Origin of the sequence: Jiangella alba, from assembly GCF_900106035.1 — a bacterium.
Taxonomy (GTDB): Bacteria; Actinomycetota; Actinomycetes; order Jiangellales; family Jiangellaceae; genus Jiangella; species Jiangella alba.
This window is the reverse complement of the sequence record NZ_FNUC01000003.1, coordinates 888,595-914,770: the sequence shown is the minus strand read 5'-3', so window position 1 is coordinate 914,770 and position 26,176 is coordinate 888,595. Positions and strand designations below refer to the sequence as shown.

Sequence of the window (26,176 nt, the reverse complement as noted above, 5' to 3'; positions counted from 1 at the left end):
CCTTTCGCAGGTCGATGGTCCTCCCCTCCTCATACGGGCCGGACGCGCGAAAGGATGGAGCACCGTCAGCCGAAGGTGACGTCGAAGTAGGCCTTGTACGCTCCCTCCCCGGTGAGCAGCGGCGTGGCCAGGTGGAACTCGACGTCGCGCTCGCGCTGCAACGGCGAGCGGGCGAGGCCGATCAGCGACTTCGGCGCCAGCGGGAAGACGGCCGTGCCGATGGTGTCGTCGCCGCTGTCGATGGCGTCGTTGATGGCGTTGGCGATCGGCCCGGCGCCGGCGTTGGCCAGCGCGAGCGCGATGCCGCTGACGGTGAGCCCGACCCCGGTCGCGGCGACGGCGGCGGCCAGGCCGTTCATCGCCAGCCGCACCCCGGCCTCGATCTGGCCGCGGTACTCGTCCGGGTTGCCGGTGTCGTGCTCGGCCATCGTGACGGTCAGCGCGCCGATGCCGGCCGGCGGCCCCTGGTAGACCACCATCGTGTCCGGGAACGAGCCGCCGGCGTCGACGTCGAAGATCCGGCTGCGCACGGAGACGGTCGCGTCGCGGTTCGGGCCGACGACGGTGGCGACGACATAGGTCTCGTCCTGGGCGGACAGCTCGTCGGACTCCGCGAAGCAGTTCTGCCCGCGGTAGCGGACCTGGATGCTGCGCACCACCTGCAGGCCGAGGTCGTCCCACAGGTAGATGTCGCCGTGCTCGAACGTGCTCACCCTGCCGCGGTCGGCCCGCTCGAACTGCTCGTTGCTGGTCGGATAGCCGAGGTCGCCCGTCGGCCCGCCCAGTTCCTTCCACTTGGCGCCGATCAGCCCGTGCACCTCGTGCGCCCCGGTGTCGGCGGTCGAGTACATGGTGCCGCTCTCGAACTCGGTGATCTTCCCGCGGCCGTCGGGCAGCCGCTTGGTGTCGGTGACCGGCCGGCCCAGGAAGCTGCCCAGCGCCCCGATCTCCTGGTACTCCGCGAAGATCGGCGCGTCGATGGCGAACGCCTGGCCGGACGGGTGGAGGAAGTAGATCGCCCGGTCGCCGTTGAACTCCTGCGAGTAGAGCCGCCCGCCGCTCACCGGCGTCGAGTGGATCGGACCCGTGGGCGTGTCGAAGCCCGGCGCCTCCAGGGCTTTCGCCTCGATGCCGTCGCGGACGATCCGGGCCACCCCCAGGCCGTCGGACCGGCCCTCGATCCAGGCCGCCTTCAGGTCCTCGACGTGCTCGGTGCCGAGCGGCGGCGGGACGAAGTCGTCGACGGTGACCCCGCGCAGCCCGACGGTGATGCCCCGCTTGAAGCCCTTCTTGTAGGCCTCGAACCGGGCCATGCCGTCGTCGAAGCCCTCGGTGAACGCGTCAGTGGCCGCCCCGGGTTCACCCGCGGGGTTGTTGTCCAGTGTGTGGTCGCCGAACGCGCCTTCCTTGTAGCCGTTGGCGTAGGCCGGCCCCAGGACCGGATCGCCCGCGTGTGGGTTCTCGAACGGCCGCTCGATGAGCTGGGTACCCGTCCCGTCCACGTCGTCCGGCATGGCCATCGCCCCCTGTGCTGCCTGGCCCGGGCCGTGCGGCACCGGGCCGCCTGACGTTTCCCCTCTTCGCAGCATGGCACCGCGGGTAGCCGGTGTGAAGGGATTGACATGTGACCATTTGGTCACCTATCGTCGCTGCCATGAGCGACGACCGGGTCTTCAAGGCACTCGCCGACCCGACCCGGCGCTTCCTGCTCGACCTGCTCTTCGCGCGCGACGGCCGCACGCTGACCGAGCTGGAGTCCGAGCTGGAGATGAGCCGCTTCGGGGTCATGAAGCACCTGCGCGTGCTGGAGGACGCGAACCTCGTGGTCACGCGCCGGTCGGGGCGCGAGAAGTTGCACTTCCTCAACCCGATCCCGATCCGCGAGATCCACGACCGGTGGATCGACAAGTACACCGAGCCGCACACGACGGCGCTCCTGGAGCTCAAGGCCGAACTGGAGGACGAATCATGACCACCGCGACGCAGACCACGCAGGTGTACCGCATCTACATCAAGGCCACCCCGGAGGCGATCTGGGACGCCATCACGAAGCCGGAGTGGACGGCGCGCTACGGCTACACCGGCCTCGCCAGCTACGACCTGCGGCCCGGCGGCGCCTACACCGTCGCGCCGACGCCGGAGTTCAAGGCCGCGGCCGAGGCGCAGGGCTTCCCGTGCCCCGACGTCATCGTCGACGGTGAGGTCATCGAGGCCGAGCCGCCGAAGCGCCTCGTCACGACGTTCCGCATGCTGATGGACCCGGCCATGGCCGAGGAGGGCTTCACCCGCATCACGCACGAGATCAGGCCCGCGCCCGACGGCACGTCCTGCTCGCTGACGGTGACGCACGAGCTGGCCGGCGCGCCGTTGCTGGCCGCTCTGTCCCGCGGCGACAACGAGGCCGAGGGCGCCGGCGGCGGGCACGCCTGGGTGCTCAGCGACCTCAAGAGCCTGCTCGAGACCGGCGCTCCCCTGGCCGGCTGAACACCTCGACCACACGACGCGAACGGGAGCACCTCATGGACCAGGTCATCTCCGCCGACGGCACCACCATCGCCTACACCACCCAGGGGGCGGGGCCCGCGCTCGTCCTCGTCAACACGACCATGGACGACCACCATGGCCTCGACGCGACCGCCGCGGCGCTGGCCGGCGACTTCACCGTCGTCGGCTACGACCGCCGCGGCGTCGGCCGGAGCGGCGCCGGCGGGCCGTACGCCCCCGAACGCGAGATCGAGGACCTCGCCGCGGTGATCCAGGCGGCAGGCGGTTCCGCCGCCCTGGCCGCCGGTTCCGGCGGCTGCGGGCTGGTCCTCGCGGCCGCGACCGGCCTCGGCGCCGCCGTGACGGGGATCTACCTGTTCGAGCCGCCGTTCATCGTCGACGACTCCCGCCCGCCGGTGCCCGCCGACTGGGTCGAGCAGGTCGCGGCGCTGGTCGCCGCCGACCGGCGCGGCGACGCCGTCGAGCTGTTCATGACGCGGGTCGTCGGCGTCCCCGCCGAGTACATCGGGCCGATGAAGGCCGACCCGTCGTGGGAGACGATGGCGGGGTACGCGCACACGCTGGGCCACGACGGGCAGATCCTCGCGGGCACGCAGGACGGCACGCCACTCCCCACCGACCGGTGGAACGTGAGCCAGACGGCGGTCGTCGCCGTGGGCGAGCAGTCCGAGCCGTTCTTCCACACCGGCGCGAAGGCGCTGGTCACCCAGCTGCCGAACGGGCGGTACGAGACCCTGCCCGGCCTCGATCACTCCGCCTTCTGGACGGCGCCCGACGCGGTCGCGGCGTCCATGGTGACGGCGCTGCGGACGGCGCCGTCGCATGGGCCGAACGGCTGATCTTGGTCGACCCGCCGGAATTCGATGCGACACGCCGGTCCGAAAGTGACAGAATTCACTTCGGTCATACCGTAGTACACACCACACGAGAAGGGACCGCACGTGATCCGGGGGATCCTCGACCACGGCAGCAACGGCTGGCGGGTCGAACTGTACGACACCGAACCTCTCCGCCGTACCATCATCGAGATCGACGCGCTGCCCACGTGGGCCGACGCGTCGGCCGTCATGAGCAGCGCGTTCAAGCTCGTCAGCTGATCGCCGACTCCCCCTGGCGCAGCAGTCCGTAGGTGACGGCGTCGACGAGCGCCTCCCACGAGGCCTCGATGATGTTGGCCCCGACGCCCACGGTCTCCCAGGACGTCTTGCCGTCCGTCATCTCCACGAGCACGCGCGTCACCGCGTCCGTGCCGTGGGCCGCGTCCAGGATCCGCACCCGGAAGTCGATCAGCTCCAGCTTGGCGATCTCCGGGTAGAGCGCACCGATCGCGGTGCGCAGGGCGTGGTCGAGCGCGTTGACCGGACCGTTCCCCTCACCGGTCACGACGACGCGCTCGCCCCCCGCCCGCAGCTTCACCGTCGCCTCGCTGACGGCGTCGCCGCCGGGGCGCGACTCGGTGATGACCCGCCACGACTCCACGTCGAAGTAGCTGGGCCGGCCCTCGGCCTCCTCGCGCAGCAGCAGCTCGAACGACGCGTCGGCGGCCTCGAACGTGTAGCCGGCCGCCTCGAGGTCCTTCACCCGCTGGGTGACCCGGGTGACCAGCTCGCGGTCGCCGGACACGTCGTAGCCCAGCTCGCGGCTCTTCAGCTCGACGCTGGCCCGGCCGGCCATGTCGGACACCAGCAGCCGCATGTCGTTGCCGACCCGCGCGGGGTCGGTGTGCTGGTAGAGGTCGGGGTCGACCTTGATCGCGCTGGCGTGCAGGCCGGCCTTGTGTGCGAACGCGCTGGCGCCGACGTAGGGCTGGCGCGAGTAGGGCACGATGTTGGTCAGCTCGGAGACGGCGTGCGCGATGCGGGTGACCTCCTGCAGCGCGCCCGCCGGCAGCACCGTCATGCCGCGCTTGAGCTCGAGGTTCGCGACGACCGTCAGGATGTCGGCGTTGCCGGTGCGCTCGCCCGTGCCGTTGACGGTGCCCTGCACGTGGGTGGCGCCCGCGTCGACGGCGGCGACGGAGTTGGCGACGGCGCAGCCGGTGTCGTTGTGGGCGTGCATACCCACCCGGGCGCCCGTGCGCGCGAGCACGTCGCGCACCGTCGCTCCGACGTCGTCGGGCAGCATGCCGCCGTTGGTGTCGCACAGCACGGCGACGTCGGCGCCGGCCTCGGTGGCGGCGCGCAGCACCCGCAGCGAGTACTCGGGGTTCGTCCGGTACCCGTCGAAGAAGTGCTCGGCGTCGAGGAAGACGCGGCGGCCGTTCTGGACCAGGAAGCCGACGGTGTCGGCGATCATCGCCAGGTTCTCGTCGAGCGTGGTGCGCAGGGCCCGCTCGACGTGCCCGACGTGGCTCTTCGCCACCAGCGTGACCACCGGCGTCTCGGCGTCGAGCAGCGCACGCACCTGCGGGTCCTCGGCCGCCGTGGTGCCCGCCTTCCGGGTGGCGCCGAACGCGGCCAGCTTCGCGTGCGTGAGGTTCAGCTCGGTGCGGGCGCGGCGGAAGAACTCGGTGTCCTTCGGCACGGCGCCCGGCCAGCCACCCTCGATGAAGCCGACCCCGAGCTCGTCCAGGTGGCTGGCGATGGCGAGCTTGTCCTGCACGGAGAGCGACAGGCCCTCCTGTTGGGCGCCGTCGCGGAGCGTGGTGTCGTAGACGTGGAACTGCTCGGGGTCGGTCACTGCTCTGTCCTCACGGGTCGGCGGACAAACGCTGGGTTGGCTGACAAAAGAAAAGACCCCTCGCGGATGCGAGAGGTCTGCGCGCCTGGCATGGAGCTGGGTGCCGGCGCGCCTACGGAATAATCAGACAGAAAGTCATCGTGCAGCAGTATGACACAGTTCACCCGCCCGGTGGAGGCGAACCCCGGTGAGCCGGCTGGGTGTGTCCTCGGCAGGTGGTGACACCAGCGCCAACAGTTGGCGCTGGTGTCACCACCTCGGAACGCACACCGGCCCGCGCGGGCGGGCAGGCGGCCTCCGAGCGGTGTCAGACGACGCGGTGCATCCAGCCGTGGGGGTCGTCGGCGCGGCCGTACTGGACGTCGAGCAGGGCGGAGCGCAGCTCGGACGTCACCGGGCCGGGCTCGGTGCCCATGGACAGCTCGCCGCCCTGCCAGGCCAGCCGGCCCAGCGGCGTGACCACGGCGGCCGTGCCGCAGGCGAACACCTCGGTGATGTCGCCGGACGCCACGCCCTCGCGCCACTCGTCGATGGAGAAGCGGCGTTCGTCGACCTTGTAGCCGCGGTCGGCGGCCAGCGCGTGGATGGAGTCGCGGGTGATGCCCTCGAGGATGGTGCCGGTCAGCTCGGGCGTGACGATGGTGCCGTTGGCGTGCACGAAGTAGAGGTTCATGCCGCCGAGCTCTTCGACCCACTTGCCCTCGACGGCGTCGAGGAAGCAGACCTGGTCGCAGCCGTTCTCGATGGCCTCCTGCTGGGCGATGAGGCTGGCCGCGTAGTTGCCCGCGCACTTCGCCGCGCCGGTGCCGCCGGGCGCCGCCCGGGTGTACTCGGACGACAGCCAGATGTCGACCGGCTTCACGCCGGACGAGAAGTAGGCGCCGGCCGGCGACGCGATGACGCAGAAGGTGACCTGCTTGGCCGGGCGCACGCCGAGGAACACCTCGGAGGCGAACATGAACGGACGCAGGTAGAGGCTGGTCTCGCCGCCGGACGGCACCCAGTCGGCGTCGGCGCGGACCAGGAGGTCGACGGCCTCGACGAACGAGCCGGCGGGCAGCGGCGGCAGCGCCATGCGGTGGGCGCTGCGCTGCATGCGCTCGCCGTTGGCCTCGGGACGGAACGTCCAGATGGAGCCGTCGGCGTGCCGGTAGGCCTTGAGCCCCTCGAAGATCGCCTGCGCGTAGTGGAACACCGCGGTGGCGGGGTCGAGCGCGAGCGGCGCGTACGGACGCAGGCCGGCGTCGCGCCAGCCGTCGGGGGTCCAGGTGGCGGTGACCATGTGGTCGGTGAAGTTGGTGCCGAACCCGGGGTTCGCCAGGATCTCCGACCGGCGCTCGGGCGCTACCGGGTTCGACGTGAGCGTCGTCGAGAACTCCAGTGCCGGTGCGGTCGGTGTCATGGCGGTGCTCCTCGGGAACTAGTTGGACGTCCAACCAACGCTACCGATCATCGCGTTCTGCGTAAACGGTGCGTGGCCAACGACCCTCGGCGATCAGCACCTCCCGCAGCACGTCGGGCCGGTCGGTGATGATGCCGTCGACGCCGGCGTGGATCAGCCGGTGCATCGTGACAGGGTCGTCAACCGTCCAAACGATGAGGCGCAACCCCAGGTCATGGGCGCCTTCGACCAGACGGTCGATGAATATCGGGAGTCTACCCCAGCGCAACGGCACGTGCACGAAGCCCCCGTTGGCCACCCGCCGCGGCGGCGCGACCCGTCCGTGCGAGCAGGCCAGCCACGACACCAGCGACCGCCAGCCCAGCGCGCACGACAGGCCCGGCCCGAGGTCGGCTCGCAGCGCCGCCAGCCACCCGTCCCACGCCCCGGCGAGGCACACCCGCTCGACCGCGTCGGTGGCCCGCAGCACGCGCGCGAGCGGCTCCAGCGACGCCTCGTCCTTGACGTCGATGACGAACCTCGCGTCGGGGAAGGCGGCCAGGACGTCGTCGAGCCGGGCCACGGGCTCGGCGCCGAGCACCGTCAGGCGCCGGACCTCGTCCCACGTGCGCCGCCGCACCAGCCCGCGGCCGTCGGTGACCCGGCCGAGCCGGGCGTCGTGGAAGGCGAGGCAGACGCCGTCGGAGGTGACGCGGACGTCGGTCTCGAGGTAGCGCAGCCCGAGCGCGTACGACCGCTCGAACGCCGCCAGGGTGTTCTCGGCAGCCAGCCCCGCCCCACCCCGGTGGGCGACGGCCAGCACGTGCGGCTCCACTCCGTAACGAGTCAGGCTCACGCCCCTACGGTGACAGGCCGCGACCCGAAAAACGCCTGCTCAGAGCAGGGATTCACGGAAGGTTCACCGACCAGGCGACCACGGGTGGCCGCCTGGTCGGCGCGGACTACCGCAGGCCGGCCGCCACCGCCGCCGGCCGGCCGCCGACGATCGGCAGCTCGATCAGCGTGCGCAGCGGGTCGACCGTGATGGTGGCGCGGTTCGGGTCGGCCTGGCTGCCGTAGTCGCGGTAGCTTCCGACGATGATCACGCCGATGCGGTGCCCCTCCGGGAACACGTAGTCCTCCGGCAGCAGCGGGAACCGCACGTTCGTCGGCCGGCCCGGCACCAGCGGGGTGACCGTGCCGTAGTCGTTCAGGTTGACGGCGTCGACGATCCCCTTGGTGACGACCTCCCGCTCGGTCTCTGCCACGCGCTTCGAGACCTGCCGGTAGCAGGCGTCCTCGGCGAAGCCGCCCCACGTGGCGGTCGCGCCCCAGCAGTCCTCGACGGTGCCGGTGACGACGCCGTCGCCGGCCCGCTGCACCCGGACGGCCGGCCCGTAATCGACCAGGATCGCGCCGAAGTTCGTGTCGGTGGTGCTGACGGACGCGTTCAGGGTCACCGTGGGCGTGCCGGAGATGTGCAGCGGCGCCGTGAGCGGCTCGGACACGTACGCCAGCCGGCCCGGCTGCACCGCGAGCTCGTTGGTGATCATCGCGGTCTCGCGCTGGTTCGGGTCGTCGACGATGCTCAGCGCGGGGTCGGACGGGCGGTTCGGGGTGACGGAGAGCCGTCCGGCCGTCGTGGTGGACGGCTGCAGCCACAGCTTCGTCTCGCGTGCGCCCGGGACCGGCCAGTCGCGGTACTCGGCCCAGACGTCCGGCGCCCGCTCGACGTCGGCGATGGGCTCGTCCATGATCCCGTTGTCGATGTCCTGCAGCCAGTAGTCGAACCAGCGGTGCAGTTCGTCGACCCATTCGGCGCGGCGGAAGTCGAATGGATCGATGTGACCGGTCTGGGTCAGCCACAGCTTGCGCGGCACGTCGTTCTCGGCCAGCTCGTACCACCACTTGCTGAACTGGTCCGGCCGGACGTTCTCGTCGTTCAGGCCGTGCACGACGAACACGCTGGCCCGCACGTTGCCGGCGTCGGGGTTGTAGTCGCGGACGTGCCAGAACGGCGTGTAGTCGCCGGTCTCGTCGCCGTCGTTCGCGGCCAGGACGTCGCGGACCGGCCGGCAGTGCTCGCGCCGGGCCGGGTTGGTGACGGTGTTCGACAGCGACGACGGGTAGCTGTTGCCGCGGGTGACGACGCCGTTGCTGCGGGTGTAGTCGTACCAGCTGGAGATGGCGCTGATCGGCACGATCGTCGACAGGCCCTCGACGCCGGACGCGGCGGTGGCGTTGGCCAGGGTGCCGTCGTAGGACTTGCCGATGAGGCCGGTCTTCCCGTTGTGCCAGTCGGCCACCACCTCGTCGCCGTTCGCGTCGACGCCGGTGGCCCGGCCGTTCAGCCAGTCGACGACCACCTTCGGCGACAGGTTGTCCGAGACGTCGCCGGTGGTCGGGCAGCCGGTGGAGTTGCTGGTGCCGATCATGTCCATCAGCACGATCGCGTACCCGCGCGGCACGAAGTAGTTGTCGTAGAACAGCGGCCAGCGATCCAGCAGGCCGTCGCCGTCCTGGTCCAGCTTGAGCTCGGACTCGTTGCCGCGGCCGAGCGTCGAGTAGTACGGGCTCGGGTCCATGATGACCGGCACCTTCAGGCCCTGGTCGCTGGCAGCCGGGCGCATGATGTCGACGGAGATGACGTCCACCACGCCGTCACCGTCGGAGTCGTAGGGCGAGGTGATGAAGACGCGTTCCCTGATCGCGTCGTCGTAGCCGAAGACGGGCTGGGTGACCCCGTCCTCGACGACGACGCCGGGTTCGTCCGCCGCTCCCGCTCCCGCGCCGGCGACCGCCGCCGTGGCGGTCAGCGCGAGGGCGGCGGGGACGGCGAGCAACCTGCGGGCTCTGACCACGTGTGCCTCCCATGTCCGGTGAGCCGGGTGCCGGCGGACGCCCCGCCGGCACCCTCATGACGCGTTCACTCCAGTCCGGCCCGCCCGGCCGCGGCCCGGCCGCCGACGATCGGCAGCTCGACGACGCTGCGCTGCGGCAGCACCGAGATGGTGGCCCGGTTCGGGTCGGCCTGGCTGCCGTAGTCGCGGTAGCTGCCGACGATGATCACGCCGATGCGGTGCCCCTCCGGGAACACGTAGTCCTCCGGCAGCAGCGGGAACTCCACGTCGTACGTCGCGCCCGGCACCAGCGGCGTCGGCGTGCTGTAGTCGTACAGGTTGACGCCGTCGACGATCCCCTTCGTGACGACCTCGCGCTGGGTCAGCGCGACCCGCTTGAGCACCTCCTTGTAGCAGGCGTCCTCCGCGTAGCCGCCCCACGTGGCGGTCGCGCCCCAGCAGTCCTCGACGGTGCCGGTGACGACGCCGTCACCGGCCCGCTGCACCCGCTCGGCCGGCCCGTAGTCGACCAGGATCGCGCCGAAGTTGGTGTCCACCGCGTCCACCCTGGCCTGCAGTTTCACCGTCGGCGTGCCGGAGATGTGCAGCGGCGCCGTCAGCGGGTCGGACAGGTACACCAGCCGGTTCGGCGTCACCGTCTCCTCGTTCGACACCATCGCCGTCTCGCGCTGGTTCGGATCGTCGGTGAAGCTCAGCGTCGGGTCGAGCGGGCGGTTCGGGATGACGGACAGGCCGCCGGCCGCGCCCGGGTTCGGCTCCAGCCAGACGCGGGTGGGACGCGAGCCCGGGATCGGCCAGTCGTTCGCCGTCTCCCACACGTCGGGGGCGCGCTCGATGTCGACGATCGGCTCGTCCATGATCCCGTTGTCGACGTCGTGGAGCCAGAAGTCGAACCACTTGTGGATCTCGTCGACCCACGCCTCGCGGCGGAAGTCGAACGGGTCGATGTGGCCGGTCTGCGTGAGCCAGAGCTTGCGCGGCACGTCGTTCTCGGCGAGGCCGTACCACCACTTGCTGAAGTGGTCGGGGCGGACGTTCTCGTCGTTCAGGCCGTGCACGACGAACACGCTGGCCTTCACCTTGTCGACGTCGCGGTTGTAGTCGCGCACGTGCCAGAACGGCGTGTAGTCGCCGGTCTCGTCACCGTCGTTCGCGGACAGGAAGTCGCGGACCGGGCGGCAGTGGTCACGGCGGTCCGGGTTCGTCACCGTGTTGGCGAGGCTGGCGAGGTAGTTGTTGCCGCGCTGCACGACGCCGTTGCTGCGGGTGTAGTCGTAGTAGCTGGAGATCGCGCTGATCGGCACGATCGTCGTCAGCCCCTCCACGCCCGACACCGCGGTGCCGTTCGCCAGCGTGCCGTCGTAGGACTTGCCGATGAGCCCGGTCTTCCCGTTGTGCCAGTCGGCCACCACCTCGTCGCCGTTTGCGTCGACGCCGGGGATGCGGCCGTTCAGCCAGTCGATGACCACCTTCGGCGACAGGTTGTCCGAGTCGTCGTGCACCGTGGGGCAGCCGGTCGAGTTGTTCGTGCCGATCATGTCCATGAGGACCACGGCGTACCCGCGCGGCACGAAGTAGTTGTCGTAGAACAGCGGCCAGCGGTCCAGCAGGCCGTCGCCGTCGAGGTCGGCCTTCAGCTCCGACTCGTTGCCCCGCCCGAGCGTCGAGTAGTACGGGCTCGGGTCCATGATCACCGGGACGTCCAGCCCCTGCTCGCTGGCGGCCGGGCGCATGATGTCGATCGCGATGACGTCGAGCTCGCCGTTCGCGTCCGAGTCGTACGGCGACGTGATGAAGACGCGCTCGCGGATCGCGTCGTCATAGCCGAAGACCGGCTGGGTCACGCCGTTCTCGACCACGATGCCTGGCTCGTCGTCGTCCGCGGCGCCGGCCCCCACGCTGGTGGCGACCGCGGCGGTCGCGGTCAGCGCGAGGGCGACGGGGACGGCGAGCAACCTGCGGGCTCTGACCACGTCTGACTCCCATGTCCGGAGGTTCCGATTTGTGCCATGTCACATACAAGTGGCTGTGACAAGGGGTGTCAAGATCGAGAGCCGGTCGTCACGGCGGGGATCCCGGCCGGCCGCCGGCGCCGAGCGATTCGCACCGTCGACCGGTGACATGTGCACGGCCGCCTTGCGCGGCCGTCGCGGCAGGGTGGCCGCATGAACACCGACCTGATCGCACCGGAGAACGGCGTGCTGCGGCGCGTCCTGGCACGGTGGCCCACGGCGCTCGCCGTCGCCATCTCGATCCCGGGCTTCCTCGGCGGCGCGCCGGCCGCCGGCGCCCTCGCCGGCAGCCTGGGCAACGCCCTGATGATGCTGCCGCTGGCCTACCTGACCGTCGCCAAGCTGGGACGGCGGCGCGCGACCTGGCCGGTGGTCGTGTCGGCCATCGCGGTCGTCGTGGCCGCACGCGCCCTCGACCTCCCCTCGCCCGCCGTCGTGCTGTCGACGCTGGCGCTCGCCGTGCTGGTCTGGAGCGTGGCCGACGGCCAGCTGCGCCGGGACGGGTGCCTGCGCGTGCAGGCGCTCGGCGTGGCCGGGTTCGGCGCGCTGACGATCGCCGGGCTGGCGCTGCTCGCGACGCGTCCCAGTCTCGGCGTCGTCGTGGTGGCGGCCGGCTGGTTCCTGCACGGCGTGTGGGACTTCGTCCACCTCGCGCGCGACGCGGTGGTGGCGCGCTCGTTCGCCGAGTGGTGCGGCGTGATCGACGTCCTATTGGCCGTTCAGCTCCTGCTTCTGCTGTAGCACGCTGGAGCCGAGCACACCACCCCGAGGAGACACCCATGCGTTCCCTGATCGTGTCGTGCAACGTCACCGTCGACGGCTACATGGCGGGACCGTACGACGACCTCGCTTCGCTCGACTTCATCGCCGACGACCCCGAGCTCGAGAACGACCTGGCCGGACGGTTCCGCACGACCGCCGACACCATCCTCGTCGGCCGCCAGACCTTCCTCGACATGGAGGCGTACTGGACCGAGGTCGACAGCCCCATGGCCGCCTGGCTGAACGCGACCCCGAAGGTCGTGCTGTCGACCGACGAGAGCTTCGACGTCAGCGTCTGGCCCAACTCGCGGCTGGCCGCGGGCGACGGCGCCGACCGGGTCCGCCGGCTCAAGGACGTCTCCGGCGCGGCGATCGTGGCGTTCGGCGGCGTCAAGACCCTGCGCGCGCTGGCCGCGGCCGGTCTCGTCGACGAGTACTGGCTCAAGGTCAGCCCGGTGGTCCTCGGCCGCGGCAGCTCGATGTTCGCCGACCTCGCCGCGCGCCAGGACCTCACGCTGCGCAGCGCGAAGTCGTACCCCTCCGGCAGTGTCGAGGCGCTCTACGCCACGGGCGGCGTCAGCCCGTGACGCGGGCGGCGAGCGCGTCGCCGACCTCGGCCGTGCGGCGCGCCGCCGTCCCCCGCTCGCTCAGGTCCGCCGCCACGGCGTCGACGATGCGGCCGGCCTGCTCGGACAGCCCGAGGTGGTCGAGCAGCAGGCCCACCGACAGCACCGTGGCCGTCGGGTCGGCGACGCCCTGGCCGGCGATGTCGGGCGCGGAGCCGTGCACCGGCTCGAACATCGACGGCGCGGTGCGGTCGGGGTTGACGTTGCCGCTGGCCGCGAGCCCGATGCCGCCGGTGATGGCGGCCGCGAGGTCGGTGAGGATGTCGCCGAACAGGTTGTCGGTGACGATGACGTCGAACCGGCCGGGGTCGGTGACGAAGAAGATCGTGGCGGCGTCGACGTGCAGGTAGTCGACGGCGACGTCGGGGTACTCCTGGCCGACCCGCTCGACCGTCCGGCGCCACAGGTGGCCGGCGTGCACCAGCACGTTGTGCTTGTGCACGTAGGTGAGCTTCCGGCGCGGCCGGGCCTGGGCGCGGGCGAACGCGTCGCGCACGACCCGCTCGACGCCGAACGCGGTGTTGACGCTGACCTCGTTGGCGACCTCCTGCGGGGTGCCGACGCGCAGCGCGCCGCCGTTGCCGACGTACGGCCCCTCGGTCCCCTCGCGGACGACGACGAAGTCGACCTCGCCGGGGCTGCTCAGCGGGGTGGCGACGCCCGGGAACAGGCGGGACGGGCGCAGGTTCACGTAGTGGTCGAGCTCGAAGCGCAGCCTGAGCAGCAGCCCGCGCTCCAGCACGCCGCTCGGCACGTCCGGGTCGCCCACGGCGCCGAGCAGGATGGCGTCGTGCCCGCGCAGCTCCTCGAGCACGGTGTCGGGCAGCGTCTCACCGGTGGCGTGCCAGCGCTTGGCGCCGAGGTCGTAGGTGGTGGCGCCCACCTTGACGTCGGTGCCCGCCAGCACGGCGTCGAGCACCTTCAGGCCCTCGGTGACGACCTCGGTACCGATTCCGTCACCCGGGATGACTGCCAGGTTGAGACTGCGCGACATGGCCCACACCGTACGACCGTCGTCCACATGATGGCACCTGCGTCCCGCGATTCGGACGCGGGCCGCGTCGGCGCTGGTCAGCGACTGGTGATGGAGAGCTCACTCCGGCCGTACTCGCCGCCGTTGTCGCGACGGTCGATGGCCTCCTGCAACGCGTGCCGGGCCTCCAGAGCCTGCTGCTGTTCTTCGGTCATGGCGCTCTCCACTGATGTACTCGGTCGTCCTAGCATATGGAGCGCTTAGCGGTTCGTCTCGCGGAATGGCGGCACATCTCACGATTCGAGACCCACACGCACGAACTCCCGCCGCGCCACTGGTGGGCGCGACGGGAGTTCGGAGCGTGCGTCGGAGGTCAGCCGTCGAGGTCGACGGTGCGGCCCCACTCGGCGCCGATGGCGGCGACGATGTCGTCGAGCACCTGGCCGGGGACGGCCTGGTCGACGGTCATGGCGACGAGCGCCTGGCCGCCCTTGCCGGTGCGGCTGACCTGCATACCGGCGATGTTGACGTCGGCCTCGCCGAGCACGCGCCCGACGGTGCCGACGATGCCGGGGCGGTCGGTGTAGCGCAGGAACGCCATGTGCTCGGCCGGCACCACCTCGATGTCGTAGCCCAGCACCTCGACGATCTTCTCGACGTGCTTCGGCCCGGACAGCGTGCCCGACACCGACACCGTGCGGCCGTCGGCCAGCACGCCGCGCAGCGTGACGAGGTTGCGGTAGTCGGCCGACTCCTCGTCGGTGACCAGCCGGACCTCGACACCGCGGTCGGCGGCGATGAGCGGCGCGTTGACGTAGGAGACCGGGTCCTCGACGACGTCGGCGAAGACCCCCTTCAGCGCGGCCAGCTCGAGGATCTTCACGTCGTGCGCGGTGATCTCGCCGCGCACCTCGACGTCGAGCTGCGTCGCGACGCCGGCGGCCAGCGCGGTGAAGATGCGGCCGAGCTTCTCGGCCAGCGGGATGCCGGGCCGGACGTCCTCGGCGATGGCGCCGCCCTTGACGTTGACGGCGTCGGGCACCAGCTCGCCGGCGAGGGCCAGCCGGACCGAGCGCGCCACCGACACGCCCGCCTTCTCCTGCGCCTCGTCGGTGGACGCGCCGAGGTGCGGCGTGACGACGACCGACTCGAAGTCGAACAGCGGCGACTCGGTGGTCGGCTCGGACGCGAACACGTCGATGCCGGCACCGGCGACCCGGCCCTCCTTGAGCGCCAGGGCGAGCGCGTGCTCGTCGACGATGCCGCCGCGCGCGGCGTTGATGACCCGCACCGTCGGCTTCACCTTGCGCAGCGCCTGCTCGCCGATGAGGCCGACGGTCTCGGGCGTCTTGGGCAGGTGGACGGTGATGAAGTCGCTCTCCTCGAGCAGCTGGTCGAGCGACACGCTGCGCACGCCCATCTGCGCGGCGCGGGCGGCCGGCACGTAGGGGTCGTACGCGATGACGTTCATGCCGAACGACGACAGCCGCTGCGCGACCAGGACGCCGATGCGGCCGAGGCCCACGATGCCGACCGTCTTCTCGTACAGCTCGACGCCGGAGTACTTGCTGCGCTTCCACTCGCCGCCCTTGAGCGCCTTGTCGGCCGGGGCGATGTTGCGGGCGGTGGCCAGCAGCAGGCCGATGGCCAGCTCGGCGGCGCTGGTGATGTTGGAGGTGGGCGCGTTGACGACCATGACGCCGGCCTGCGTGGCGGCCTTCACGTCGACGTTGTCGAGGCCGACGCCGGCCCGGGCGATGACCTTGAGCTGCTTCGCCACCGCGATGGCCTCGGCGTCGACCTTGGTGGCCGAGCGGACCAGGATGGCGTCGACGTCGACGATGGCCGGCAGCAGGGCCGCGCGGTCGGCGCCGTCGACCTTGCGGATCTCGAAGTCGGGCCCGAGCGCGTCGACGGTGGCGGGCGAGAGCTCTTCGGCGATGAGTACGACGGGCTTGGTCACGGTGGACTAGACCTCCGGGTGTGTCGGGCGTGGTGTGACGAGCGCGACACTGGGCCCGGGTGCGACCGAGTGTAACGCCACGTAAACCCAGAGCGCACCCGGCTGTCGTAAGGTGGCCGGTTCGTTTCGTCCAGATTACGCGGGATCCGGCCACGTCTCGCCACGCCAGGCGGCGTCCCAGAACATCCACTCGAACCGGGTGGCCCGTGCGTACGACTCGTGCATGGCCGCGACGGTGCCCGGGTGCCGCTCGGCCTGTTCGTCGGCGAACGACTCGGCCCGCCGGGTGTCGGCCTCGAACGCGGGGTCGCCGTAGGTGCGCAGCCACGCCTCGTACGGATGCGCGTCGCCCTCGCCGGCGGACAGGACGGTCACCAGCTCGCGGCCGACCTCGGTGTAGACGCGGAAGCACGGCAGCAGCCCGGCCAGCGCGACCCCGGCGGGCGCCATGGTGGCGTCGGCCTGCAGGGTGTGGACGTAGGCGAGGCAGGTCGGCGTCGGCTCCACCGCGCCGACGGCGTCGCTCAGGTCCGCTCCCGCCTCGGCGAAGAGCGCCTCGTGCAGCTGCCGTTCCGCGTCGACGGCGCCGGCGGCGAACCGGGCGATGACGGCGGCCTGCTCGGGCTCGGGCCAGCGCGCCGCCGTGGTGGCCAGCGCCCGGGCGTAGCGGGACAGGTAGTGCGCGTCGTCGGCGATGTAGCGCAGGAACGTCTTGCGCTCCAGCGTCCCGTCGGCGAGGCCGGTGACGAACGGGTGCGCGCGGATGGCGTCGTACCAGGGCGCGGCGGCGGCCCAGGCGTCGGCGGAGAAGCTCATGCGGGGGTCCCTTCCGGAGTCCACCAGGCGTGGAAGTGGTGCACCGGCCCGTGACCGGTGCCGACGTGCAGTTGGTCGGCGGCGCGCAGCGCCTCGGTGAGGTAGGTCTTGGCGTCGCGGACGGCGTCGCGCAGCAGCCGCCCGTGTCCCAGGCCGGCGGCGATGGCCGACGACAGCGTGCAGCCGGTGCCGTGCGTGTTGGCCGTCTCGACCCGGCGCTCGCGCAGCTCCAGCAGGCCGTCGTCGTCGGCCAGCACGTCGACGGCGTCGGGCCCGGCCGCGTGCCCGCCCTTGACCAGCGCCGCCGGCCCCTTGGCGTGCAGCTCCGCCGCCGCGTCGGCGGCCTCCTCGGGCGCGACGGCGGGCACGCCGAGCAGCGCGGCGGTCTCGGGCAGGTTCGGCGTGACGACGTCGGCCAGCGGCAGCAGCCGGTCGCGGATGGCCTCGACCGTCGCGTCGTCGACCAGCCGGTCGCCCGACGTCGCGACCATGACGGGGTCGACGACGAGGCGCCGGATGCCGTGGCGCCGGGCGGCGTCGGCCACCGCCTCGACGACGTCGGCGCCGCCCAGCATGCCGACCTTCACCGCGGCGACGTCGAGGTCGGCGAAGAGCGCGTCCAACTGCTCGGTGACGAAGCTCGCCGGCACCGGGAGGACCCCGGTGACGCCGCGGGTGTTCTGCGCCGTCAGCGCCGTGAGGACGGCCCCGCCGTACGCACCGAGCGCCGAGAACGTCTTGAGGTCGGCCTGGATGCCCGCACCGCCGGACGGGTCGGACCCCGCCACGGTGAGGATCGTGGGTGTCATGCAGCTCCTTCCGCCGGGGAAGGGAGCGCCGACACCACCACCGTCGGTCTCCCTGCGCCGGCATGACCCGGATCAGGTTCGGCGGGTGTGTTCTCAGCCCCACGCGGGAGCACCCCGGCCGATCGGTACGTCCCCGATCCTAGACTCGTCCGGGATGGAAACGCACGAGGAGTACTCCTGGCGCGGCCGCCGGGTCCGCTGGAGCCGGCGCGGTTCGGGTCCCCCGCTCGTCCTCTGCCACGGCACGCCGTGGTCGTCCGCGCTCTGGGAGCCGTACGCCGACGCACTGAGCAGCCAGTACACCGTCCACCTCTGGGACATGCCCGGGTACGGACGCTCGTCGAAGGACGACGGGCACGACGTCTCGCTGGCGGTCCAGGGCGAGCTGCTGGCCGACCTGCTGCGGTTGTGGGGCGGCCCGCCGCCGCACCTGGTGACGCACGACATCGGCGGCGCGGTCGGGCTGCGGGCGCACCTGCTGCACGGCGCGCCCATCGCGTCGCTCGCCCTGATCGACGTCGTCGCGCTGGCCCCGTGGGGGTCGCCGTTCTACCGGCTGGTGGGCTCTCATCCGTCCGTCTTCGAGGCGCTGCCGGCGGCGATGCACGAGGCGCTGCTGCGCGTGTACGTCGCGGGCGCGGCGGCGGGTGAGCTGACGGCGGCGCAACTGTCCATGCTGACCACGCCTTGGCTCGGGGCCGAGGGGCAGCGGGCGTTCTACCGGCAGATCGCGGCCGCCGACCAGGCGCACACCGACGAGATCGAGCCGCTGTACCCGACGATCGCCGTGCCGACGCTGGTCGCGTGGGGCACCGGCGACACCTGGATCCCCGTCGACCGCGCCCACCGGCTCGCCGCCCTCGTCCCCGGCGCCCGGCTGGAGCTGATCGAGGGCGCCGGGCACCTCGTCCAGCTGGACGCGCCGGTCGCGCTGACCGCGCTGCTGCAGCGTTGGCTGGACTCCCAGCGGTGAAGACGTACCGGACGACGCCGCTCCGCCGGCTCGGCAACGCGCTGTTCGGGCCCGCGCTGAAGGCCGGGCTGGTGCCGCCGTACGCCCTGCTCACCGTGCGCGGGCGGACGACGGGACGGCCGCGCAGCACGCCGGTGCGCGTCATGACGCACGACGGCAGCCGCTACCTCGTCGCGCCGTACGGCGCGGTCGACTGGGTGCTCAACGCCCGCGCGGCCGGCGAGGTGACGCTGCGCCGCGGGCGCTGGCACGGCGCGTTCTCGCTCGTCGAGTGCGAGCCCGACGAAGCCGGCCCGGTGCTGAAGGCGTACGCGCGGGCCGAACCGGTCACCCGTCCGTACTTCGACGCCCGCCCGGCCGATCCGCCCGCCGCGTTCGCCGCCGAGGCCGGCCGGCACCCCGTCTTCCGGCTCGTCGAGGCCTGACGGGGCGGCTTCAGGCCGCCGCGCTCAGGCCGCCGCGCTCAGGCCGCCTCGCTCAGGCCGCCTCGCTCAGGCCGCCGCGCTCAGGCCGCCTCGCTCAGGCCGCCTCGCTCAGGTCGGCGAGGACCTGCTCGCGGACCACACGCGGCTGGATGCCGAGCCGCTCGAACACCGCCAGCGTCTGCTGGTCGTCGCTGCGCAGCAGGCCGAGCAGGATGTGCTGCGTCCCGATGGAGCCGTCCTTGCGGGCGATGGCCTCGCGCAGCGACAGCTCCAGCGCCTTCTTCGCCCGCGGCGCGAACGGGATGTGGCCCAGGCGGCCGTCGGGCTGCTTGCCGCGGCGGAACACGCCGAACCGCTTGCCACGGCCGGACTCCAGCGGCGCGTCCAGCGCGCCCTCGCCGAACGCCTCCTCGGCCCGCCGCCGCACCTCGTCGAGGTCGATGCCGAACGTCTTCAACGCCTCGGTGTCCTCGTCGCCCAGCGGCGCCCCGCCGCCGTCGACCGCCACCACCGCGTCGCGGCCCCGCTCCGCCGTCACCCCCAGCCGCGTCAACGTCGCCACCCCCGGCGCGTCGGGCGTGGCCAGCAGCGCCAGCAGGACGTGCTCGGTGCCGATCCAGCCGTGCCGCAGGTCGCGGGCCTCCTCCTGCGCCCCGATCACGGCGTGCCGGGCCTCCAGGGTGAACCGCTCGAACATCGCTACCTCCTCGTGTGCTTCTTGTGCACGGCCTGCCTGCTGACGCCGAGGGCGGCCCCGATCTCCTCCCAGGACCAGCCCTGGCGGCGGGCGCTCTCGACCTGCAGCGCCTCGAGCCGCTCCACCAGCCGGCGCAGCGCCGCGACCGCCCGCAACCCGACCCTCGGGTCCGGGTCGACGGCCCCCGCCGCGGCGTCGACCGCCTCTCGTGCTTCCGATCCGGTCATGCTGTCAACATAAGCTGACAACGTGGGTAGTGTCAACTTTCGTTGACGCTTGGTTCTCGTTGCGCGCTCGGCCCCCGACGCGGCGGCGCCGGAGCCGGTCGCGGCGGCGCCGAGCCGGTCGCGGCGGGGCCGGTCGCTTCGGGCGTGCGCCCGAGATTGTCGGACCCGGCCGGTACCGTCCCGACCATGATCGAACCCGACTTCGTCACCGCCACCCGCGCCGCCTACGACACCGTCGCCGCGGCGTACGCCGAGGCGCTCGGTGGCCACCTCGCCACCGAGCCGTTCGACCGCGCGATGCTCGACGCCTTCGCGTCGTTGGTCGGGGCCGGTTCCGAGGCCGGTTCCGGTTCCGGGGCCGCCGGGCCGGTGGTCGAGGTCGGGTGCGGGCCGGGGCGCATCACGGGTTATCTGCGCGACCGCGGTCTCGACATCGCCGGCATCGATCTGTCCCCCGCCATGATCGACGTCGCCCGGGCCGCCCACCCCGGCATCCCGTTCTCGGTCGGCTCCATGATCGCCCTCGACCTCCCCGGCGGCGGACTCGCCGGCCTGGTCGCGTGGTACTCCATCATCCACACCCCGCCCGAGCTGCTTCCCGGCGTCTTCGCCGAGTTCCGCCGCGTCCTCCGTCCCGGCGGTCGCCTGCTGCTCGCCTTCCAGGTGGGCGACGAACGCGTCCGCGTCGACCACGCCTACGGCCACCCCGTCGACGTCGACGCGTATCGGCTGCCGCCCGACCACATCGCCGACCTCCTCACCACCACCTCCTTCACCGTCGACGCGCGCCTGGTCCGGGCGCCGCGGCAGGACGAGAAGCGGCCGCAGGCCTACCTCATCGCCAGCACCGCAGCCGATTCCGAGGAGGAGACGCCCTGATGCACCCCACCCCCGCCCCGACGCCGCCGCCGGAGGCTGCCCGCGCGCCGCCGGCAGCCCCCGCGCCCCACCGGCAGCCCCGCACGCTGTCCGCCGCCACCGGGAGCCCGCACGCGCCCACCACCCGGCCACGTTCGCCGCTCCCGGGCCGCGACCGGCGCTGCGCCAGTCCTCGCGTACCAGGGCACCGCCGGAACCCACCGCACGCGGGCACCGACCCGCCACCCGGCCACGCGGGAGGTCGCCCACGCGCGGCCGCGCGCCACCGGGCGCACTCGCACGCCACCGGAGCCACAGCACGCCGCCGCCGGCCCGCCACACCCGACGATGCCGGAGATCGCTCAGGCGTGGCCGTATGCCACTGGGCCCCTCCGTGCGCCAGCCGCACGCCGCCGGGAGCCTGTCGGACGTACCCGCACGCCGCCAGGGCCTGCCCATTGCGGCGCAGGAGGCACCCACGCACGGCCGCGCGCCGCCGGGCGTAGCCGCACGCCACCGGAGCCTGACCGCGCGCCACCGGCACCACCCTGCCGCGCCGCCGCCCCGTCGCTATGTCTTACCCGGAGCGCCGGTTCAGGGCGTGCGGTCGCCCTCGGTGATCATGCGGACCGCTTTGGCCGCCCGTTCGTCGCGGGTTTGCTGCTTCCGGCCCTCGGCGATCCAGTCGGCGTACCGCTTGCGGTGCGAGAACGACATCGACTCGTAGGCACGCAGCGCCGCGGGGTCGGCAGCGAGCGCCGCGCTCAACTCGCGCGGCACGTCGACGACGCGCGGCTGGTCGTCCGGCTCGATCACCACGTGCACCGTGTCGCCCACGTCGACGCCGAGGTCGGCGCGCTGGGCCTTGCGCAGGCCGATCCAGCCGGCGCCCCCATAGACGGCGACCGTGGTGCGGAAGGGCGGCGTGCCGTTGACGGACACCAGGACCGGCGCCCGCGCCTTGCCGTACGCCACCTTCGGGTCGAACGGCAGCGCGAAGCCGCAGCCCGGCCCGTCGTCGCCGATGAGGAGCGCGTCGAACTCCGCCGTCGCCATGCCGCCATTGTGCGCCCAGCCGCGCCGACCGGCCCAGCCCCGCCGCCACGCCTCCACGCCTCCACGCCACGCCGCCGCCACCCCAGCCACCGCCGGCCCCACCAGCACGCCCCGCCCCGCCCGGCCGCGCCACCCCGCCCTTCCCACCCCACCGCCACGCCTACCTACCCCGCGCCCGCCTGCACGTCCGGCCCCACCAACACGCCCCGCCCCACCAACACGCCCCGCCCCGCCAGCACGCCCCCGCCCCACCAGCACGCCCCCGCCCCACCAACACGCCCCGCCCCACCCGGCCGCGCACGCCCGCCCCGCCGCACCGGCCACGCCGAACCCCACCAGCGCGCCCACCCCGCCGGGTGCGCCCGCCTACCCTCGATCCATGACCGACGCCAGCCCCTTCCCCGCCACCGACACCGCGTTCGGCCGGCGCGTGCACGACCGCCTGCGCGACGACCGCGTCATCTGGCTCACGGTCGTCGCGCCGAGTGGGACGCCGCAGCCGAACCCGGTGTGGTTCGCCCGCGTCGGCGACGACGTCGTCATCTACAACGACCGGCACGCCAGGCGGCTCGACTGGCTGGACGAGCGGCCGCGGGTCGCGCTGCACCTGAACAGCGACGCCGCCGGCGACGACGTCGTCGTGCTGACGGGGCGGGTGGAGTTCCGCGACGACGTCCCGCCGGCGCACGAGTCGCCCGAGTACGTCGCCAAGTACGGGCCCGACATGGCCCGCGTCAGCGGCAGCGCCGAGGCGTTCTCCCACCAGTACTCGGCCGCGGCCGTCGTCCACGTCGACCACGTCCGCGGCTACTGAGCATGACGGACGTGACCGGCCTGGCGCTGGTGGGCGCCGGCCGCACCGCCGACGTCTACGCGATCGACGGCGGGCGGGTGCTGCGCCGTTACCGCGACGGCGCATCCGCGGCGTCCGAGGCGGCCGTCATGACGCACGTCCGCGCCCACGGCTTCCCAGCGCCGGCCGTCCACGAGGCCACTGGTCCGGACCTCGTCCTCGACCATCTCGCCGGTCCGACGCTGCTCCAGGCCCTGCTCGACGGCGAGCGCACGGCCGCCGGCGCCGCCACGATCCTGGCCGGGCTGCACCACCGCCTGCACGCCGTCCCGCCGTCCGGTCACCCACGCCCCGCCGGGCCGGCCGCCGGCACCGTCGTCCACCTCGACCTGCACCCCGACAACGTGGTCCTGACGCCGGACGGGCCGGTGCTGATCGACTGGCGTAACGCCACCGACGGCCCCGCCGACCTCGACGTCGTGTACTCGGCGCTGATCCTGGCGCAGGTCAGCGTGGGGACGGACGCCGTGCTGGCACCCGTCGCGGCGGCGCTGATCGGACCGTTCCTGGCCGCCGCCGGCGGCACGCCGCTCGATCACCTCGCGGCGGCGACGGCCCGCCGCGGCGCCGATCCGCAACTCACGACGACCGAACGCGAGCGGCTCGCGGCGGCCGCCGCGCTCGTCGCCGAGGAGGCCCGGCGCACCTCCTGACGCGCCCGCCCGCCGGGCGAAAAGCACGGGGCAAAGCAGTGGAATCCCGGCGTGAACAGGAGCAAGATGGTGAGCACACAACCCGCCGAAGACTCTCGGGGTGCATCCATGTCCGGTCTCCACAACGACGCACCAGGCATGCTGCCGGTGCTCTCGAAGGGCAAACACCGCAACGCACGCAAGGGCGCGTGCTTCATGGAATTCGCGTCCTACCTCGCCGGCGAGCGATGGAGCGACCACCCGTCCTGCACGCATCCGCTGCTGGCCGCGGTCGCCCGGCTGGTGAACGACGCCATCTCCGACGAGCGCCGGCCGCAACTTGCCCCGCTGGTCCCCATGGTCATCGGGGTCGACTCCGACGACCCGCGCATGGACGTCCACATCACGCTCCGGGTCGCCCAGACGGCTCTGCCGGTGGCGTCGGCGGAACGTCAGCGGGTGCTGGCGGTCGCGCTGCTGTCGGCCGAGCGCATCCTCGACGACCTCGACCACCGGCCGGCCGGCACGCTCACCGAGCGCAGCCGCGACGCGCTGGCCAAGGTCCCGGTCGCGGCCCGGTGGGCCTACGACTTCGCCGAGGGCGAGCAGACCACCATGAAGGGGTTCCAGCGCTACGCGGCGCCGACGGCCGTCCGCTGCGCCGTCGAGGGCGTCGCCAACGCCTGCGTCACCGACCCCGACGCGCTGCTGCACCACCTGCTCGAGCTGACCATCGCCGACTGCGCCCGGCTGGTCGAGCCGCGCGGCACCGCCGACCCCGCTCGCTGGGCCGACGCCTGCCGGCTCACGGGCACGGTCAGCGCCTGAGCTGACGAGCACCGGCCCCGGACTCGGCGGTTCGGGGCCGGTGAACGCTGCGCGGAACCGGTGCGCGCCGGACCCGAAGATGCGAGGTTAGGTTTGCCTGAGCTAACTTAGCCGGGTGAATCCTCGACGCCTGCCGACCTTCCTGCTCGCTCTGCTGCTCGGCGCCGCCCTCGCCGGCTGCGGCTCCGACGACGACGCCTCGGGCGACGACGGCGGGAGCGGCGACGACACCAACGCTGCCGGCAGCGACGGATTCCCCGTCACCATCGAGCACGCGCTCGGCTCGGCCACCCTCGAGGAGGCGCCGGAGCGGGTGGTCACCTGGGGGCCGTCGAACCAGGACGCGGTGCTGGCGCTCGGGGTCGTCCCGGTGGCGATGCCGTTCTTCGACTACGGCGGCGACGACGAGGGCGTGCTGCCGTGGGTGCGCGAGAACCTCGGCGACGCCGAGCTGCCGGCGCTGCTGCCGAACGCGTCCGGCGAAGAGATCCCGTACGAGGCGATCGCCGAGGAGCAGCCCGACGTCATCGTGGCCGTGTACTCGGGGATCACGCAGGAGGAGTACGACACCCTCAGCGCCATCGCACCGACCGTCGCCTACCCGGACGGGCCGTGGAGCACGTCCTGGCAGGACCAGACGACGATCATCGGCGCGGCGCTGGGCCGGTCCGCCCAGGCCGGCGAGCTGGTCGCCGAGACCGAGGAGTACCTCGCCACCCGCACCGACGAGTTCCCGGAACTGGCCGGCACCACCTTCGCCTACGGCGCCGAGGACGGCGCGCAGCTCGCCCTCTACACGTCCGACGACGTGCGGGTGCGGCTGCTCACCGACCTCGGCATGACGCTCGCCCCGTACGTCGACGAGCACGCGGAGGGCGACGGCGTGTACTACTACGTGTCGCCGGAACTGGCGGGCGACATCGAGGCCGACGTGTTCATCGGCTGGTTCAACGACCAGGTGGCGGCCGACGCGTTCGCGGCGAGCCCGGCGTACGCGCAGCTCCCGGCCGTCGCGGCGGGCGCGTTCGCCCCGATCGCCGGCGAGGACTACGTGACCGCCAGCTCCGCGCCGACGGTGCTGTCGATCCCGTGGATGCTCGACGACTACCTGCCTCAGCTCGCGGCGGCCACCGCGGCCGGTGAGTAGATTCCACTGTTGACGAGATCCATGTTGATCATGGCCGCCGCGTCAACACCGGCCGATGCAGACTTGATCACTGTGGCGAACACATCGGCAACGTTGCCGGCCGCCCAGACACCAGGCACCGAGGTGCCGCCCATCGGGTCGACGGTGAGGGCGGTGCCCGCGATGATGCCGCCGCGCTCCTGCTCGACGGCGGTCAGGCCGAGCCCGGCGACCATGCCGACCCGCGCGACCGGCTTCGGCGCGACGACGACGGCGCCTGCGGGGACGACGAGGCCGCTGTCGAGCTCGACGCCAGTCAGCTCGTCGGACTCGATCCGCAGCGCCGCGACCGTCCCCTCGACCACCCGCACGCCGCGCCCGGCGAGGTCGGCCAGCTGCGCGTCGTCCAGGGCCGGCGCGGTGTGGGTGAACAGGGTGACGTCGGCGGACCACTGCCGGAACAGCTGCGCGTGGTGCACCGACGCCGCCGACGTCGCCAGCACGCCGATCGCGCGGTCGCGCACCTCCCAGCCGTGGCAGTACGGGCAGTGCAGCACGTCGCGCCCCCACCGCTCGCGCACGCCGGGCACGTCCGGCAGCTCGTCGACGCCGCCCGTGGCCAGCAGGATCCGCCGCGCCCGCACCGTCGCGCCGCTGACGAGGCGGACGGTGAAGTCACCGGCCGCGTCGGTCACCTCGGCCACCGCGCCGTCGACGAACTCGCCGCCGTAGCCGGCGATCTCGGACCGGCCGATGCGGTACAGCTCGCCCGGCGCGGCGCCCTCGCGGCCCAGGTAGTTGTGGACGCCACCGGCCGGCGCGTTGCGCGGCTCACCGGCGTCGACCACCAGGACGGACCGCCGCGCCCGCGCCAGCGTCAGCGCACCGCTCAGACCGGCCGGCCCGCCGCCGATCACTACTACGTCGTAACGGTTCTCATTAGTCATATTGCCAGCGTGCGCCTGCGCCGCCTGGATGGCAAGGTTCGTTGCGGATCTGGCAAGGCCAGTGAGTAGGCGGCCGGTGAGTAGACTGTCCGGCAACGCGGCCGGAGCCGCGTCCGGGTCCGCGGGCAGGGTCGAACCCACTCCGTCGAACGCTCATCGTCCGAGCC

Annotated in this window: 27 protein-coding genes and 1 riboswitch; of the genes, 13 read left to right on the top strand and 14 right to left on the bottom strand. The window is 72.7% G+C overall.

Annotated elements, in window-relative coordinates:
• Positions 1-65: 65 nt before the first annotated feature.
• Positions 66-1,514: an LGFP repeat-containing protein gene (locus tag BLV02_RS06900; protein WP_074946179.1), complete on the bottom strand. Its 1,449-nt coding sequence runs from the start codon at positions 1,512-1,514 to the stop codon at positions 66-68.
• Between the two features lie 140 nt (positions 1,515-1,654).
• On the opposite strand from BLV02_RS06900, the gene BLV02_RS06895 reads away from it, so the two are divergent.
• From BLV02_RS06895 to BLV02_RS36355, 4 genes are all read left to right on the top strand, one after another.
• Entirely contained in the window at positions 1,655-1,972 is a 318-nt protein-coding gene (locus tag BLV02_RS06895; RefSeq protein WP_069114562.1) for an ArsR/SmtB family transcription factor, read from the top strand.
• Positions 1,969-2,484, top strand: coding sequence for an SRPBCC domain-containing protein (locus tag BLV02_RS06890; protein ID WP_069114563.1), 516 nt, complete (start codon positions 1,969-1,971; stop codon positions 2,482-2,484). The genes BLV02_RS06895 and BLV02_RS06890 overlap by 4 nt, the downstream gene beginning before the upstream one ends.
• A gap of 35 nt (positions 2,485-2,519) precedes the next feature.
• Entirely contained in the window at positions 2,520-3,344 is an 825-nt protein-coding gene (locus BLV02_RS06885) for an alpha/beta fold hydrolase (protein WP_069114564.1), read from the top strand.
• 102 nt (positions 3,345-3,446) lie between these two features.
• On the top strand, positions 3,447-3,602 hold the full coding sequence (locus BLV02_RS36355; protein ID WP_157524349.1) for a hypothetical protein: 156 nt from the start codon (positions 3,447-3,449) through the stop codon (positions 3,600-3,602).
• Here BLV02_RS36355 and cimA read toward each other — a convergent pair.
• The 5 genes from cimA to BLV02_RS06860 form a co-directional block, all read right to left on the bottom strand.
• Complete coding sequence (cimA, locus tag BLV02_RS06880) at positions 3,595-5,184, bottom strand: citramalate synthase (RefSeq protein WP_069114565.1); 1,590 nt, start codon at positions 5,182-5,184, stop codon at positions 3,595-3,597. The genes BLV02_RS36355 and cimA overlap by 8 nt on opposite strands.
• Positions 5,185-5,491: 307 nt before the next feature.
• A complete protein-coding gene (locus BLV02_RS06875) occupies positions 5,492-6,586 on the bottom strand; it encodes a branched-chain amino acid aminotransferase (RefSeq protein WP_069114566.1) in 1,095 nt (364 codons plus the stop codon).
• Positions 6,587-6,626: 40 nt separating this feature from the next.
• Complete coding sequence (locus tag BLV02_RS06870; RefSeq protein ID WP_069114567.1) at positions 6,627-7,421, bottom strand: glycerophosphodiester phosphodiesterase family protein; 795 nt, start codon at positions 7,419-7,421, stop codon at positions 6,627-6,629.
• 106 nt (positions 7,422-7,527) lie between these two features.
• Entirely contained in the window at positions 7,528-9,426 is a 1,899-nt protein-coding gene (locus tag BLV02_RS06865) for a Xaa-Pro dipeptidyl-peptidase (RefSeq protein WP_069114568.1), read from the bottom strand.
• Positions 9,427-9,491: 65 nt separating this feature from the next.
• A complete protein-coding gene (locus BLV02_RS06860; protein WP_069114569.1) occupies positions 9,492-11,399 on the bottom strand; it encodes a Xaa-Pro dipeptidyl-peptidase in 1,908 nt (635 codons plus the stop codon).
• Between the two features lie 192 nt (positions 11,400-11,591).
• On the opposite strand from BLV02_RS06860, the gene BLV02_RS06855 reads away from it, so the two are divergent.
• A complete protein-coding gene (locus BLV02_RS06855; RefSeq protein ID WP_069114570.1) occupies positions 11,592-12,179 on the top strand; it encodes a hypothetical protein in 588 nt (195 codons plus the stop codon).
• A gap of 38 nt (positions 12,180-12,217) precedes the next feature.
• Positions 12,218-12,787, top strand: a complete 570-nt coding sequence (locus BLV02_RS06850) for a dihydrofolate reductase family protein (protein ID WP_069114571.1) — start codon at positions 12,218-12,220, stop codon at positions 12,785-12,787.
• On the opposite strand, the gene BLV02_RS06845 is transcribed toward BLV02_RS06850, so the two are convergent.
• The 4 genes from BLV02_RS06845 to thiD form a co-directional block, all read right to left on the bottom strand.
• Complete coding sequence (locus BLV02_RS06845) at positions 12,777-13,820, bottom strand: 3-isopropylmalate dehydrogenase (RefSeq protein ID WP_069114695.1); 1,044 nt, start codon at positions 13,818-13,820, stop codon at positions 12,777-12,779. The two genes, BLV02_RS06850 and BLV02_RS06845, sit on opposite strands and share 11 nt — an antisense overlap.
• Before the next feature lie 352 nt (positions 13,821-14,172).
• Positions 14,173-15,762, bottom strand: coding sequence for a phosphoglycerate dehydrogenase (gene serA, locus BLV02_RS06840; RefSeq protein ID WP_069114572.1), 1,590 nt, complete (start codon positions 15,760-15,762; stop codon positions 14,173-14,175).
• A gap of 135 nt (positions 15,763-15,897) precedes the next feature.
• Entirely contained in the window at positions 15,898-16,578 is a 681-nt protein-coding gene (locus BLV02_RS06835; RefSeq protein ID WP_069114573.1) for a TenA family protein, read from the bottom strand.
• Entirely contained in the window at positions 16,575-17,387 is an 813-nt protein-coding gene (gene thiD, locus BLV02_RS06830) for a bifunctional hydroxymethylpyrimidine kinase/phosphomethylpyrimidine kinase (RefSeq protein WP_069114574.1), read from the bottom strand. Before thiD ends, BLV02_RS06835 begins: the two co-directional genes overlap by 4 nt.
• 31 nt (positions 17,388-17,418) lie before the next feature.
• A riboswitch (TPP riboswitch) is annotated at positions 17,419-17,514 on the bottom strand.
• A 27-nt stretch (positions 17,515-17,541) separates the two neighbouring features.
• Here thiD and BLV02_RS06825 point away from each other — a divergent pair.
• Together BLV02_RS06825 and BLV02_RS06820 are read left to right on the top strand one after the other, a co-directional pair.
• A complete protein-coding gene (locus BLV02_RS06825) occupies positions 17,542-18,360 on the top strand; it encodes an alpha/beta fold hydrolase (protein ID WP_069114575.1) in 819 nt (272 codons plus the stop codon).
• The gene (locus BLV02_RS06820; RefSeq protein WP_069114576.1) at positions 18,357-18,785 is read left to right on the top strand and encodes a nitroreductase family deazaflavin-dependent oxidoreductase; all 429 of its coding nucleotides are present in this window, start codon (positions 18,357-18,359) and stop codon (positions 18,783-18,785) included. Before BLV02_RS06825 ends, BLV02_RS06820 begins: the two co-directional genes overlap by 4 nt.
• A 94-nt stretch (positions 18,786-18,879) precedes the next feature.
• Here BLV02_RS06820 and BLV02_RS37960 read toward each other — a convergent pair whose 3' ends face one another.
• Positions 18,880-19,482, bottom strand: a complete 603-nt coding sequence (locus tag BLV02_RS37960; RefSeq protein WP_069114577.1) for a Clp protease N-terminal domain-containing protein — start codon at positions 19,480-19,482, stop codon at positions 18,880-18,882.
• Positions 19,483-19,484: 2 nt separating this feature from the next.
• The gene (locus BLV02_RS06810; protein WP_053204989.1) at positions 19,485-19,709 is read right to left on the bottom strand and encodes a hypothetical protein; all 225 of its coding nucleotides are present in this window, start codon (positions 19,707-19,709) and stop codon (positions 19,485-19,487) included.
• A gap of 186 nt (positions 19,710-19,895) precedes the next feature.
• On the opposite strand from BLV02_RS06810, the gene BLV02_RS06805 reads away from it, so the two are divergent.
• Positions 19,896-20,588 carry a class I SAM-dependent DNA methyltransferase gene (locus BLV02_RS06805; RefSeq protein ID WP_069114578.1) on the top strand — a complete coding sequence of 231 codons (693 nt, stop codon included), beginning with the start codon at positions 19,896-19,898 and terminating at the stop codon, positions 20,586-20,588.
• A 573-nt stretch (positions 20,589-21,161) separates the two neighbouring features.
• On the opposite strand, the gene BLV02_RS06800 is transcribed toward BLV02_RS06805, so the two are convergent.
• Positions 21,162-21,623 carry a YdeI/OmpD-associated family protein gene (locus BLV02_RS06800; RefSeq protein WP_069114696.1) on the bottom strand — a complete coding sequence of 154 codons (462 nt, stop codon included), beginning with the start codon at positions 21,621-21,623 and terminating at the stop codon, positions 21,162-21,164.
• 379 nt (positions 21,624-22,002) lie between these two features.
• On the opposite strand from BLV02_RS06800, the gene BLV02_RS06795 reads away from it, so the two are divergent.
• The 4 genes from BLV02_RS06795 (at position 22,003) to BLV02_RS06780 (ending at position 25,083) form a co-directional block, all read left to right on the top strand.
• The gene (locus BLV02_RS06795) at positions 22,003-22,437 is read left to right on the top strand and encodes a TIGR03667 family PPOX class F420-dependent oxidoreductase (RefSeq protein ID WP_069114579.1); all 435 of its coding nucleotides are present in this window, start codon (positions 22,003-22,005) and stop codon (positions 22,435-22,437) included.
• 2 nt (positions 22,438-22,439) lie between these two features.
• Entirely contained in the window at positions 22,440-23,129 is a 690-nt protein-coding gene (locus BLV02_RS06790) for a phosphotransferase (RefSeq protein ID WP_069114580.1), read from the top strand.
• 108 nt (positions 23,130-23,237) lie between these two features.
• Complete coding sequence (locus BLV02_RS06785; RefSeq protein ID WP_216094550.1) at positions 23,238-23,936, top strand: hypothetical protein; 699 nt, start codon at positions 23,238-23,240, stop codon at positions 23,934-23,936.
• Positions 23,937-24,051: 115 nt separating this feature from the next.
• Complete coding sequence (locus tag BLV02_RS06780) at positions 24,052-25,083, top strand: iron-siderophore ABC transporter substrate-binding protein (protein ID WP_069114582.1); 1,032 nt, start codon at positions 24,052-24,054, stop codon at positions 25,081-25,083.
• On the opposite strand, the gene BLV02_RS06775 is transcribed toward BLV02_RS06780, so the two are convergent.
• Positions 25,050-26,009, bottom strand: coding sequence for an NAD(P)/FAD-dependent oxidoreductase (locus BLV02_RS06775; RefSeq protein WP_069114583.1), 960 nt, complete (start codon positions 26,007-26,009; stop codon positions 25,050-25,052). The genes BLV02_RS06780 and BLV02_RS06775 overlap by 34 nt on opposite strands.
• Between the last annotated feature and the right edge of the window lie 167 nt (positions 26,010-26,176).